Origin of the sequence: Duganella caerulea (assembly GCF_040362985.1) — a bacterium.
Lineage (GTDB): Bacteria > Pseudomonadota > Gammaproteobacteria > Burkholderiales > Burkholderiaceae_D > Rugamonas > Rugamonas vulcania.
In genome coordinates, this window is record NZ_BPWJ01000003.1 from 565,583 (window position 1) to 577,990 (window position 12,408).

Genomic DNA, 12,408 nt, shown 5'->3' on the forward strand with positions numbered 1-12,408 from the left:
ATGGAAATCGATATCCGCACCTTGCTGTCCAAGCTCAATCCCGAATGCAAGCGGGCGATGGGGCATGCGGCCGAGCTGTGCGTGAAGCAGACGCAGTACAACGTGGAGCTGGAGCATTTGCTGTTCACGCTGCTGGAGGAGCGGGCGCCGGACTTCGTGCTGGCGCTGCAACGCTATGGCATCGTCGAGAGCGCGGTGATGGCGCAGCTGCAGCGCACGATGGACGGATTCAAGCGCGGCAACGGCCGCACGCCGGCGCTGTCGCCGCACTTCATCGCGTTGTTCCAGGAGGCGTGGATGCTGAGCTCCATGCTGCTGGGCAGCCAGCAGGTGCGTTCCTGCACCGTGCTGCTGGCGATGCTGGAGGTGGACAGCCTGCGCGGCATGCTGATCGAAAGCGCGCCGGAGCTGCTGAAGATTCCGCGCGAGCAGTTGAAGCAGGAGCTGCCGGCGCTGCTGGCCGGTTCGTCGGAGGACGGCGGCGGGCCGTTGGCGGGCGGCGGCGTGCCCGGCACCGGAGTGGGCGCGAACGGCGGCGCCATGCCCGGCATGATGCCCACGCAGCAAGGCACGGGTGGCGCCACGCCGGCGCTGGACCAGTACACGGTGGACATGACGGCATTGGCACGCGCCGGCCGCATCGATCCGATCCGTGGCCGCGACGCGGAGATCCGCCAGATCATCGACATCCTGCTGCGCCGCCGCCAGAACAACCCCATCCTCACCGGCGAAGCGGGCGTCGGCAAGACCGCCGTGGTGGAAGGCTTCGCGCAGCGCATCGCCTCGGGCGCGGTGCCGTCGTCGCTGGCCAACGTGGTGGTGCGCACGCTGGACCTGGCGCTGCTGCAAGCGGGCGCCGGCATCAAGGGCGAATTCGAAAACCGCCTCAAATCCGTGATCGCCGAAGTGCGCGCCTCCGCCACGCCCATCGTCCTGTTCATCGACGAAGCGCACCAGCTGATTGGCGCCGGCGGCAGCGAAGGGCAGGGCGATGCCGCCAACCTGCTCAAGCCCGCCCTGGCGCGCGGCGAACTGCGCACCATCGCCGCCACCACCTGGGCCGAGTACAAGAAATACGTCGAACGCGATCCCGCGCTGGCGCGCCGCTTCCAGGTCGTCAAAGTGGAGGAGCCGACCACCGACGCCGCCATCGGCATGTTGCGCGGCATGGTCACCACGCTGGAAAAACATCACGGCGTCGAAATCCTGGACGAAGCCGTGACCGACGCCGTGCGCCTGTCGCACCGCTACATCTCGGGCCGCCAGCTGCCGGACAAGGCCATCAGCGTGCTGGACACGGCCTGCGCCCGCGTCGCCATCGGCCAGGCCGGCGCGCCGCCGCAGATGGAGGCGCTGGAGCACGACATCGTCCTCAACAGCGAAGAGCTGCGCATCGCCCGCCAGCGCCACGCGCGCGGCGAGGACCAGGGCGCCGCCATCGCCAAGATGGAAACGCAACAGGCGCTGCTGCAAGCCCGCCAGACGCGCCTGACGGAAAAGCTGGCCGAGGAACGCCGCGCCGTCGAGGAAATCCTGGTGCTGCGGCGCGAGATCGCCGCCACAGCCGACACCCACGTGGCGCTGGACGACGAGGAACGCATCTCGCGTGGCGACCAGCTGCAGCGCCTGCAAAAAGGCCTGGAAGCGATCCAGGACGACGAACCGCTGGTGCCGGTGTGCGTCGATTCGAAGATCGTCGCCGGCGTCATCTCCGGCTGGACCGGCATCCCGGTCGGCAAGATGCTGGCCGACGAGATCCACACCGTGCTGCAACTCAAGGAGCGGCTGGAAGACCGCGTGGTCGGCCAGGATCAGGCGCTGGACGCCATCGCCCGCCGCGTGCGCACCTTCCGCGCCGAGCTGGACGATCCAAGCAAGCCGGTTGGCGTGTTCATGCTGGTGGGGCCGAGCGGCGTCGGCAAGACCGAGACCGCCTTCGCGCTGGCCGACATGCTGTACGGCGGCGAGCGCAACATGGTCACGATCAATATGTCGGAGTTCCAGGAGGCGCATTCGATCTCCAGCCTGAAAGGCGCGCCGCCCGGCTACGTCGGCTACGGCAAGGGCGGCGTGCTGACCGAGGCCGTGCGCCGCCGGCCCTACTGCGTGGTGCTGCTGGACGAAATGGAAAAGGCCCACCCGGACGTGCTGGAGCTGTTCTTCCAGGTGTTCGACAAGGGCACGATGGAGGACGGCGAAGGCATCACCATCGACTTCAAGAACACCCTGATCCTGCTGACCTCGAACGCGGCGCAGGACGTGATCACGCAAGCCTGCTCCAACGGCAAGCGCCCCGATCCGACCGAGCTGACCGAGCAACTGCGGCCGGCGCTGCTGCGCCAGTTCAGCCCGGCCTTCCTTGGGCGGCTGGTGCTGGTGCCGTACTACCCGCTGGGCGACGAGCAGATCAGCAACATCGTCGACCTCAAGCTGGCCAAGCTGGCCGCGCGCTTCGCCAGCAACCACAACGCCCGCTTCACCTGGGACGACCGCGTGACCGAGGTGATCACCGCCCGCTGCACCGAGGTCGACAGCGGCGCCCGCAACATCGATTTCATCCTGACGCAGACGGTGCTGCCGCTGCTGTCGTCGCTGGTGTTGGAGCGCATGTCGATGCTCAAGCCCTTCACCGCCATCCACATGAGCGTGGGCGACGACGAGCAGTTCGCCTACACCTTCCGCGATCATCCGCTGCGGGGCCATCCATGAGAACCGGCTTCGAACAACCCGGCGGCCTGCTGAGCGTATCGTCGCCATTCGGCGACAACGACCTGCTGCTCGACGCGGTCGAGGGCAGCGAGGGCATATCGGAACTGTTCAAGTTCAACCTGCACATGCGCTCCGGCAGCACCAGCCTGAGCGCGGCCACCGTGGTCGGCAAGACCATGACCGTGACGCTGGACGTGGCCGGCGGCACCAAGCGCTACATCAGTGGCATGGTGTCGCGCTTCATCCAGAGCGGCTTCGACCAGGACTTCGCCACCTACGAGGCCGAGGTGGTGCCCATGCTGTGGCTGCTGACCCTGTCGCGCGACCGCAAGATATACCAGGCCAAGTCGGTGGCGGACATCATCAAGGCCGTGCTGGGCGCGTTCAGCATCACTTTCGACGACAAGCTGACCCAGACCTACGACCCGGTCGACTACATCGTGCAGTACGACGAAACCGCGTTCGACTTCATCAGCCGGCTGATGGAGCAGGCCGGCATCTTCTACTTCTTCAGCTTCAGCAGCAGCGGACACACGATGGTGCTGGGCGACGCCTCGTCCAACTTCGCCGACTGCGCCGGCGCGGCGGCGGTGCGCTTCTTCCCGCGCACCGGCATGCACAACGCCATCGACACGGTGTCGCGCTTCGCGCATGAGAACACCATCGCGGTGAAGAAGGCCACCGTCAACGATTACGACTTCATCAATCCCAGCACCTCGCTGGAGGGCACGCACTCGGCCAGCGGCGGCAGCGGGGCGGTGTACGAGTTCGCGACCGGCCACCTGGCGGCAGCGGCGGCCACCGCCATCGCCCAGTTGCGGGTGGAGGCCAGCCAGGTCAACGCCGAGGTGCTGCGCGGCGACAGCTTCTGCTATCCGTTCAGCGCCGGAACCAAGTTCACCTTGTCCGAGCATTTCGTCAGCGCGCTCAATGCCGCCTTTGTGCTGCGCCGCGTGCACCATACGGCGCGCGACGACATGTACACCAATTCCTTCGAGGCGTTCCCGGTCACTGTGCCGTTCCGCCCGCCGATGCAGACGGCGCGTCCGCGCGCGGTGGGCTGCGAGACCGCGCTGGTCGTCGGCCCCAGCGGCGAGGAAATCTGGACCGACAAGTACGGCCGCATCAAGGTGCAATTCCCGTGGGACCGCGACGGCGCCAAGGACGACAAGAGCTCGACCTGGATGCGGGTGGCGCAGTCGGTGGCGGGCAAGGGCTTCGGCTCGCTGTTCCTGCCGCGCGTGGGGCAGGAGGTGGTGGTGACCTACCTGAACGGCGATCCGGAGCGGCCGCTGGTGACGGGCTGCGTCTACAACGGCGAGAACGCCACGCCGGCCGAGCTGCCCGCCAACCAGACGCAGACCATCATGCGCACCTGGTCGTCCAAGCAGGGCGCGGCAGGAAACGAGCTGCGCTTCGAGGACAAGAAGGATTCCGAGCAGCTGTACATGCACGCGCAGAAGGACATGCTGACCGAGATCGAGAACGCGCTGACCACCACGGTGAAGAAGGGCGCGGAGATCCACACGCTGCAGGAAGGCGACCGCACCGTCGATGTGCAGAAGGGCAAGGAGGTCCACAACGTCAAGGGCACGCGCGAGGTGACGGTGACGGGTGATGAAACCCACACCAACAGCGCCAAGTTCACCCACAAGGTGACGGGCGACTACGCGCTGACCATCGACGGCAAGCTGACCATCACGGTGACGGGGGACATCAGCATTAAGTCCAGCGCGGCGGTGACGGAGGAATCCGGCACCACCTACGGCATCACGGCCGGCACGGCGCTGACCGCCAAGGCGGGGACGGCGTTGACCAACGAGTCCGGCACCGACTTCACCAACAAGGCCGGCACCAAGATGGCGAACCAGGCCGCCGTGCAGATGGATAACAAGGCCCCCGTCATCAACAGCAAGGCCGACGCAACCCAGACCGTGGAGGCCGGCGCGATGCTGACCCTCAAGGGCGCCATGACCAAGGTGAACTGACATGACGACCGAGACCCAACTGCCGCAAAATCCGCCCGCCGCGCCGCTGCTCGTGGAAGAGCACAGCGACAGCGGCCAGTTGCTGCAACGCGCCTGGATGCGCGACGGCGTGCTGCACGGCCCGTTCGAACAGTTCAGCGAGCAGGGCCGCACTTTGATGAAGACGCACTTCGAAGCCGGCAAGATGCATGGCCCGATGGCCGTGTTCGCGCCGGACGGCAAGCTGGTGCAGCAATCCGAGTTCCAGCACGGCGTGGCGCACGGCCTGATGGAAACCTACGTCAACGGCCGCTGCGTCGCGCGCCAGACGATGGTGGGCGGGGTGGCGGCCGGCCAGTCGCTGTCCTACGACGAGGCTGGCCACCTGACCGCCCGCCTCAACCTGGTGGATGGCCAGATCCACGGCCCCGCCGAGTTTTTCCACGAGGGCCTGCGGGTGCGCAAGTCGCACTACAAAGCGGGCCTGATGGACGGCGAGTCCACCGATTTCGACGCCCAGGGCAACGTGGTGCAGACCTGCGCCTACCGCGCCAACCTGCTGCACGGCCCGATGCGCCGCTACTGGCCGGACGGTGAGCTGATGGAAGAAGTGAACTACCGCGACGGCAAGCCGGTCGGCTCGCCCGCGCGCTTCGACAGCAAGGGCAAGCGCACCGACAACGCCGCCGCCGCGCCCGCCATACTGGACCGGCTGCAAAAGCTGGTGAGGGGAAGCTGATGGGACAACAGACCTGCATGGGCGCGATGCTCAAATGTAGCTTCGGCGTGGCGCCGGGCACGCTGATGGTGTTGCCGGCCAGCGCCGTGCTGACCGCCGTCCCCGACGCCAACATCATGGACAACAAGCCGATGGTCAACATCCTGCCATTCGGCATGTGCCAGTCGTTGAGCAACCCGATGGTGGCGGCGGCCACAGCGGCCGCGCTGGGCGTGCTGACGCCGATGCCGTGCATCCCGGCCACGGTCGCGCCATGGGCGCCTGGCTCGCCGACCGTGATGATCGGAGGTATGCCGGCGCTGAACAATTCGTCAAAGCTGATGTGCATGTGGGGCGGGGTGATTGAAATTAACGCGCCCGGCCAGACCACCGTTTCCATTCCCTGAACCCTTACCGCGACCGCCATCATGGAATATCGATTCAGCCTCACTCCCCGCCTTATCGCGCTGGCCATCTTCTCCGGCGTGGCGATGCTGGTGCTGTTGTTCGCGCTGGGCTACCAGGTCGGTGTCAGCATGACCGAGCGTCCCGCGCCGGAGGCCATCGACAACGCGGCCACGCGCACCCGCCAGCAGGCGACGGGCAAGATCGGCGCCGAGGCGGCCGCAGCCGCCGCGCCCGTGACCGAACGCGTGCAGGCCGCGCAGAAGGCCGCGCAATGAACGCGCCAATGAACGGCCCAGCGAGCCGCGCCACGAACCGCGCCATGCGCCGCCTGTGCGCGCAGGCGCTGGGGCTGGCCGCGCTGGGCCTGTGCGGCGCCGTGTGGGCGCAGGGCGCGCAGAAGGCGCATCCCGCCGCTGCAGGCGCCGTTGCAGCCGCACCCGAGCCGGACCGCTCGCCGCTGGTCAAGGTCGCCGACGGCCGCATGCTGGCGCCGGACATCGCTCGCATCGTCAACCATGGCGAGCTGCTGGTCGCCATGCTCAGCATCGACAACCCGCCGTTTTTCTCCGTCAAGAACGGCGACCTGGTCGGCACCGATATTGACCTGGCGAAGTCGATCGCCTCCGAACTCGGCGTATCGGTACGTTTCGACCGCAGCTACAAGACCTTCGACAGCGTGGTCGAGGCGGTGGCGGTGGGTAAGGCCGACGTCGCCGTCAGCCGGCTTGGCCGTACGCTCAAGCGGGCGCAGATGGTGCATTTCTCCATCTCCTACATCAAGCTGGGCCACGCGATGCTGATCAACCGCATGCGCTTCGCCCAGCTGGCCGGCGACCGTACCTTGCCGCAGGTGGTGCGCGACTACACCGGCACCCTGGGCGTGATGGCAGGCTCGTCGTGGGAGGAGTTCGGCCGCCGCAATTTCCCCAAGGCCAAGCTGGTCAAGTATCCCGGCTGGCCCGAGCTGATCGAGGCGACCAAGAAGGGCGAGGTGACGGCGGCCTACCGCGACGAGATGGAGGTGGTGCAGCTGCTGCGTGAGGAGCCCGGCCTGGCGCTGACCCTGCGCACCGTCACCTTCAGCGACCTGGAGGCGCCGCTCAGCGTGATCGTCGGCATCCGCGACCTGACCCTGCTGTCCTTCGTCAACGAATTGATCGCGCAACGGCCCGTGCAGCCCACGGCCAAGAGCGTGCTCAGGACCTTCAAATAAGGAAACCACGTGGACGCTCCCATCAGCATGCAACGCTTCCAGCAATGGGCCCTGAACCCGTGGACCGTGGTCGGCTGCGTGCTGGCCGGCGGGCTGCTGGGCTGGGCGACGCCGTCGCTGTCGCGCTACCTGGGCGTGGTGGGCGTGGTGTATGTCGACCTGCTGAAGATGATCGTGCTGCCGTTCATGATCTCGGCCGTCATCTTCAGCCTGCAGAACCTGTACCGCGACGGCGGCGCGGCGCGCATCTTCAAGCGGGTGGTGGTGGTGTTCATCACCTTCTCGATGGTGGTGGCGGTGACGGCGACGCTGTCCTCGCTGCTGGTGCGGCCGGGCGGCAACTTGCCGGCCGAGACGCGCGCGGCGCTGGGCAAGATCATCAGCGCCGACGGCGAGAGCAGCAACACCGAAATGGCGCTGCGCGAGGAGCCCACGCCGCCGCACCGGACCGAGCTCAAGGACGTGTTGCAGTCGCTGATCCCGCAGAACATCTTCGCCTCGCTGGCCAACGGCGAAACGCTCAAGGCGCTGGTGTTTGCGCTGCTGTTCGGCTTTGCCGCCGGCCAGGTGCCGAGCCGCATCTCGGGCGGCCTGCACCAGGCGCTCGAGACCGTCTACCACGCCTGCCAGACGCTGACGCGCTGGGTCAACCTGCCGGTGCCGTTCGTGCTGGTGTGCATGGCGGCCAGCCAGGTGGCGCAGACCGGCCTGCAGCCGATCGCGGCGATGGCCGGCTTCGTGATCCTGTTCCTGCTGGTGTCCGGCCTGCTGATGGGCATGGCGATGGCGCTGATCAGCCGCCGCGCCGGCGTGCCGTACGGCGCCGTGATGGCCGCCATGCGCGAGCCGTTCGCGCTGGGCGTGGCCACCAACAACAGCGCCACCTGCATGCCGGCCATGGTCAGCGGCCTGGTCGAGCAGCTGCAGTTCGCGCGGGCGCGGGTCGAGCTGCTGGTGCCGCTGAGTATCTCGCTGCTGCGGGTCGGCGCGGTCGCGTATTTCGTCTGCAGCACCTTGTTCATCGCCGCGCTGTACGGACGCCCGATGTCGGCGCTGGACCTGGGCGTGCTGGTGCTGGTGTCGGTGCTGTCCGGGTTCGCCTCGGCCGGCATGGCGGGCGTGGTGACGGTGTCGCTGGTGGGCACCATCTGCAACTACCTGTCGCTGCCGTTCGAGGCCGCCTTCATCCTGTTGATGGCGGTCGATCCGATCTGCGCCATGGCGCGCACCGCCGTCACCGTGATCTGCAGCTGCGCCGCCGTGGCCAGCATCTGCGCCGAACCCGTCAAGCTCTAGCGCCCACCATGCAGACACTCGTCAAACCCGCCATGTTCCAGCTCAGGGATATTTTCCACCACCCGGCCACGCTGCTGGGCGCGATGCTGCTGGGCGGCTGGACCGGCACGCTGTTCCCCGGCAGCGCGGCGCTGCTGGCGGCGGTGTCGGCGCTGTACCTGTCGCTGATCCAGATGGCGGCGCTGCCGTTCGTGATCCTGGCGGTCTACTTCGGCCTGCAGCGCCTGCCGTCGGAACCGGGTTCCGGCGTGCGGCTGGCGCGGCTGGCGGCCATGTCGCTGCTGGCGATGCTGCTGTGCGCGGTGGTGGGCGTGCTGGTGGCGGGCCTGGGCGGCGCCGGTTCCGGCATGACGGCGGCGCAGACGGCGGCGCTGGGCAAGCTGGCGCTGCGCTCGGACGCGCAGTTCACCATGGCCCTGCGCGACAGCGGCGACGGCGCGGCGGAACAGTGGGACATCGGCGCGCTGGTGCCGGACAACCTGTTCGGCGTGCTGGCGTATGGCTCGCTGCCGTCGGTGCTGATCGGCGTGCTGTGCTTCGGCGCCGCCGTGGCGGTGCAGGATCCGCTGCGCTCGGCCCAGCTCAGCGGCATTTTCGAGGGCATGTACCGCGCGCTCGAATCGCTGGTGAACCGCTTCAACACCTTGCTGCCGGCCGCCGCCTTCGTGCTGGCGGCGGCCGCCACCGCCACGGCCGGGGTCGAAGCCATCATGTTGCTGGGCAGCTTCCTGGCGGCCTTCTTCGTGGCCGCGCTGGCGGTGTGCGCGGCCGCCATCGCCGTCCTGTGCTGGAAGCTGAACAAGTCGCCATGGCTGGTGATGCTGGCGCTGCGCGAGCCGATCACCGTCTGCCTGTTCTCGCCGGTGGCGGTGGCGGCGGTGCCGGGCTTCATCCAGGGCATGAGCGTGCGGCTGGGCTTCAGCCGCGGGCTGGTGGAGCTGGTCTCGCCGATCGCGCCGGTGTTCCTCAAGGCCGGCGAGGCGATGTTCTTCGCGGTGCTGGCGATCTTCGTCGCCAACCTGTACCACCATCCGCTGGTCGCCGCCGACATCGCCTGGATCTGCGCGCTGTCGTGGACCGCCGCGCTGTGGTCGGTGGGCATCGCCGGCGGCAAGTCGGTGATACTCGGCAGCTTCGTGATGGCCTCGATGAGCCTGCCTCTGGAGGCGGTGCTGCCGGTGTTCATGCTGGTGGAAGTGTTGTGCGAAGGACCACGGAATTTACTTTCCTTTCTTATATCGTCAGCGTTGATTGCCTTGGTTGCGGATGGTCTGTATATTAATAATGAGCAAGTTTCCGAAGTGTGGCAGCCGTCCACGCTCAAGCTCGTCTTCACCCGCAAGCAAGCGCTGTCCGTGTTGTTCCTGTTGTTGATTGCTCTGTTCACAGTGTTTTGCGCCGGCGTGGGCTATGGCCTGCGCAGGGCCTTTTGAAGACTGACTTATGCAACTGATGATGACCCCGATCCCTCGCCGCTGCTTGCTGCTGTTCGCGCTGTTGTGCGCGCTGGCCGGCTGCGGCGCCACGCGCGCGCTGTTCGGCCCCAGCATGGCCTCGCCCAGCTGGAAGACCTTGACCCTGCGCGCCGCCGACGACGCCAACAGCAACAGCGCGGTGGCGGTGGACGTGGTGCTGGTCAAGGACCCGGCCGTGCTCGATGCGTTGGTGGCCATGCCGGCCTCGAAATGGTTCGCCACCCGCGCCGAGCTGCAGCGCACCTTCCCCGAGGCGCTCACCGTCTACCAGTACGAGCTGGTGCCGGCCCAGACGATCAAGCTGAACGATAAAAAATGGAGCGACCAGAAGGCCTGGGCCGCGCTGGTGTTCGCCGGCTACAGCAACGCCGGCGAGCACCGCGAGCGCCTGTTGCTGAACGCGTCGGCATATGTTGTGCAACTGAACGCGCAGGGCTTTAGTGCCAAAGAGCCCAAGGCCGGCGCGGCCCAGTAGATCATGAAAGCGACTCAATGACCGTACCTCAACTTTCACATCGCATCCAGTGGCACGAAGGCATGATGCTGACGCCGCAGCACTTCCAGCAGGAGGGCGCGCGCATCGACGCGCTGCTGGCCTGGCAATCGATGGCGGCCAATCCCTACGGCTGGGGCGTGCGCGAGCTCGTCATCGACGAGGCGCTGCTGACCACCGGCCTGCTGCGCATCCAGCAGCTGGAGGCGATCCTGCCCAACGGCATGGCCGTGACCTACGACAGCGCGCTGGCGCAGGGCCAGCGGCTGGAGCTGGACCTGGCGCCGTGGGCCGAGGCGATGGCGCAGCAGGACCTGGCGGTGTATCTGGTGGTGGGCAACACGCGCTCGCTGCGCCAGCCGGGCCAGCCCGCGATGTTCCGCGGCGTCGAGAGCCCGGCCGTGGAGGACGAGGTGTCGCAGGCGCTGCCGGCCGACGTGCCGCGCATGGCGGTCAACCTGGGGCTGGCGGCCGGGCCGGTGCCGTCGGCGGCGTACACATCGCTGCGGCTGATGACGGTCAACAAGGGCAACGAGATCGTGCATCGCGGCGCCTACCTGCCGGCCATGCTGGACGTGCCGGCCGCGTCCACCGTGCGCCAGCGCGCGCAGCACCTGGTCACGCAGATGCGCAACAAGGCGGTGTTCCTGGCGCGCCAGACCGCGCAGCCGTCGTCGCGCACCGAGGACCGCATCAACCTGCTGGAGCAGAAGGCCCGGCTGTCGAGCCTGATCCTCAACCTGCCGGTGCTGGAAGCCTTGCTGCGCAGTCCGTCCGTGCATCCGATGCCGCTGTACCTGGCGCTGTGCGCGCAGCTGGGCCCGCTGGCGACCCTGCGTCCCGGCGCCGTGCCCATCATGCCGCCGGCCTACGACCACGCCGACACCGCCCCGGCCTTCGACGCCGTGTTGACCGCGCTGGCCGACTTGGTGGGCGAGGTCAGCCAGGAATGGAAGACCTGCGTGTTCGGCTACGACGGCCAGGCGTTCTCGCTGGCGATGCAGGCCGAGTGGCTGGGCGCGCGGCTGGTGGTGGGCCTGCGCGGCCAGCCCGAGCGCGAGGCCACGCAGTGGATGGCCGGCGCGGTGATCGGCTCGCAGACCGTGTGGACCTCGCTGACCGACCGCCGCGTGCTGGGCGCGCCGCGCAGCCGCATCGACGCCGCGCCCGAGCTGGGCCTGCGCGCCAGCGCCGGCTACACCCTGTTCAGCGTGGAAGTGTCGGACGAATTCATCGTGGCCGGCCAGGCTTTATTGATCAGCAACGCCAACGAAAGCCTGCAGACGCAGCGTCCGCAGGAAGTGGTGTTGTTCATAAAGGGATGATGCCGTGAGCATGCTATCGAAAAATGCAAGCAACGCGTCGCCGCCGCCGGCCTGGAGCGGCGGCGCCGGCGAGGGCGTGGACCTGGCGTCGGTGCAGTTCCGCGATTTCTACGACATGCTGTCGCGCTCGGCGCAGGCGGCCACGCGGGTGGCCGAGGGCGAGGCCAATGCCGCCGCCGAGGCGCTCAGCCGCCAGCTGTGCCAGCTGATCGAGCTGCAGTCGCTGGAGGCGCGCCGCATCGTCGGCAAGGCCGGCATCGAGGCCGAGGTGCAGGGCCGCTTCCTGAAGGCCGCGCTGGCCGACGAGGTGATGCTCAACACCGAATGGGCCGGGCGCGGCTACTGGCGCCACGTGCTGGTCGAGACCACGCTGTTCAAGTCCAGCTTTGCCGGCGAGCGCGTGTTCGACGACCTCGACCAGCTGCTGCGCGAGCGCGAGGCGGCGCGGCGCAACGTCGGCCGACTGTATCTTTATCTGCTGTCGCTGGGCTTCCAGGGCCGTTACCGCGGCCAGAAGCAGGACAAGATCGCCGAGTACCGGCGCGAGCTGTTCCAGTTCGTGTACCAGCGCCCGGCCGACCTGCAGGGGCGCGACCGCACGCTGTCCGAGCAGCCGTACGCCAGCACGCTGTCGCACCTGGCGGCGCGGCGCCTGCCCAAGTTCAACCGCAGCGGCATCATGTTCGTGCTGGCGCTGCTGATCCTGCTGGGGCTGTCCGAAGTGCTGTGGCTGTGGCAATCGTGGCCGATCCGCGCCGCGCTGGCCACGACTGTGTGATTAAACCAAACAGGATGAGCGCATAG

11 protein-coding genes are annotated in these 12,408 nt (G+C 67.8%); all 11 read left to right on the plus strand.

Going from position 1 to position 12,408, the window contains the following annotated elements; translation table 11 throughout:
* From tssH to ACUJB0_RS11770, 11 genes are read left to right on the plus strand one after another with little or no spacing between them, the layout of a single operon-like run.
* Positions 1-2,709, plus strand: a complete 2,709-nt coding sequence (gene tssH, locus ACUJB0_RS11720; protein WP_444845375.1) for a type VI secretion system ATPase TssH — start codon at positions 1-3, stop codon at positions 2,707-2,709.
* Positions 2,706-4,697, plus strand: coding sequence for a type VI secretion system Vgr family protein (locus tag ACUJB0_RS11725; protein ID WP_444845376.1), 1,992 nt, complete (start codon positions 2,706-2,708; stop codon positions 4,695-4,697). Before tssH ends, ACUJB0_RS11725 begins: the two co-directional genes overlap by 4 nt.
* Before the next feature lies 1 nt (position 4,698).
* Positions 4,699-5,415: a toxin-antitoxin system YwqK family antitoxin gene (locus ACUJB0_RS11730; RefSeq protein WP_444845377.1), complete on the plus strand. Its 717-nt coding sequence runs from the start codon at positions 4,699-4,701 to the stop codon at positions 5,413-5,415.
* The gene (locus ACUJB0_RS11735) at positions 5,415-5,801 is read left to right on the plus strand and encodes a DUF4280 domain-containing protein (protein WP_444845378.1); all 387 of its coding nucleotides are present in this window, start codon (positions 5,415-5,417) and stop codon (positions 5,799-5,801) included. Before ACUJB0_RS11730 ends, ACUJB0_RS11735 begins: the two co-directional genes overlap by 1 nt.
* Before the next feature lie 21 nt (positions 5,802-5,822).
* Positions 5,823-6,077 (plus strand): hypothetical protein, encoded by a 255-nt coding sequence (locus ACUJB0_RS11740; RefSeq protein ID WP_444845379.1) that lies wholly within the window; start codon positions 5,823-5,825, stop codon positions 6,075-6,077.
* A gap of 8 nt (positions 6,078-6,085) precedes the next feature.
* Complete coding sequence (locus tag ACUJB0_RS11745; protein ID WP_444845380.1) at positions 6,086-7,015, plus strand: substrate-binding periplasmic protein; 930 nt, start codon at positions 6,086-6,088, stop codon at positions 7,013-7,015.
* A 9-nt stretch (positions 7,016-7,024) separates the two neighbouring features.
* A complete protein-coding gene (locus tag ACUJB0_RS11750; RefSeq protein ID WP_444845381.1) occupies positions 7,025-8,311 on the plus strand; it encodes a dicarboxylate/amino acid:cation symporter in 1,287 nt (428 codons plus the stop codon).
* A gap of 8 nt (positions 8,312-8,319) precedes the next feature.
* Positions 8,320-9,744: a cation:dicarboxylate symporter family transporter gene (locus ACUJB0_RS11755; RefSeq protein ID WP_444845382.1), complete on the plus strand. Its 1,425-nt coding sequence runs from the start codon at positions 8,320-8,322 to the stop codon at positions 9,742-9,744.
* A 10-nt stretch (positions 9,745-9,754) separates the two neighbouring features.
* Positions 9,755-10,261 carry a hypothetical protein gene (locus ACUJB0_RS11760; protein ID WP_444845383.1) on the plus strand — a complete coding sequence of 169 codons (507 nt, stop codon included), beginning with the start codon at positions 9,755-9,757 and terminating at the stop codon, positions 10,259-10,261.
* Between the two features lie 17 nt (positions 10,262-10,278).
* Positions 10,279-11,604 carry a type VI secretion system baseplate subunit TssK gene (gene tssK / locus ACUJB0_RS11765; protein WP_444845384.1) on the plus strand — a complete coding sequence of 442 codons (1,326 nt, stop codon included), beginning with the start codon at positions 10,279-10,281 and terminating at the stop codon, positions 11,602-11,604.
* A 10-nt stretch (positions 11,605-11,614) separates the two neighbouring features.
* The gene (locus ACUJB0_RS11770) at positions 11,615-12,382 is read left to right on the plus strand and encodes a DotU family type IV/VI secretion system protein (protein WP_175048218.1); all 768 of its coding nucleotides are present in this window, start codon (positions 11,615-11,617) and stop codon (positions 12,380-12,382) included.
* Positions 12,383-12,408 lie beyond the last annotated feature (26 nt).

Bases quoted from the DNA above. Each gene is read 5' to 3' on its own strand.
- tssH (WP_444845375.1), top strand. From the start codon at position 1: ATGGAAATCGATATCCGCACCTTGCTGTCCAAGCTCAATCCCGAATGC.
- ACUJB0_RS11725 (WP_444845376.1), top strand. From the start codon at position 2,706: ATGAGAACCGGCTTCGAACAACCCGGCGGCCTGCTGAGCGTATCGTCG.
- ACUJB0_RS11730 (WP_444845377.1), top strand. From the start codon at position 4,699: ATGACGACCGAGACCCAACTGCCGCAAAATCCGCCCGCCGCGCCGCTG.
- ACUJB0_RS11735 (WP_444845378.1), top strand. From the start codon at position 5,415: ATGGGACAACAGACCTGCATGGGCGCGATGCTCAAATGTAGCTTCGGC.
- ACUJB0_RS11740 (WP_444845379.1), top strand. From the start codon at position 5,823: ATGGAATATCGATTCAGCCTCACTCCCCGCCTTATCGCGCTGGCCATC.
- ACUJB0_RS11745 (WP_444845380.1), top strand. From the start codon at position 6,086: ATGAACGGCCCAGCGAGCCGCGCCACGAACCGCGCCATGCGCCGCCTG.
- ACUJB0_RS11755 (WP_444845382.1), top strand. From the start codon at position 8,320: ATGCAGACACTCGTCAAACCCGCCATGTTCCAGCTCAGGGATATTTTC.
- ACUJB0_RS11760 (WP_444845383.1), top strand. From the start codon at position 9,755: ATGCAACTGATGATGACCCCGATCCCTCGCCGCTGCTTGCTGCTGTTC.
- tssK (WP_444845384.1), top strand. From the start codon at position 10,279: ATGACCGTACCTCAACTTTCACATCGCATCCAGTGGCACGAAGGCATG.
- ACUJB0_RS11770 (WP_175048218.1), top strand. From the start codon at position 11,615: ATGCTATCGAAAAATGCAAGCAACGCGTCGCCGCCGCCGGCCTGGAGC.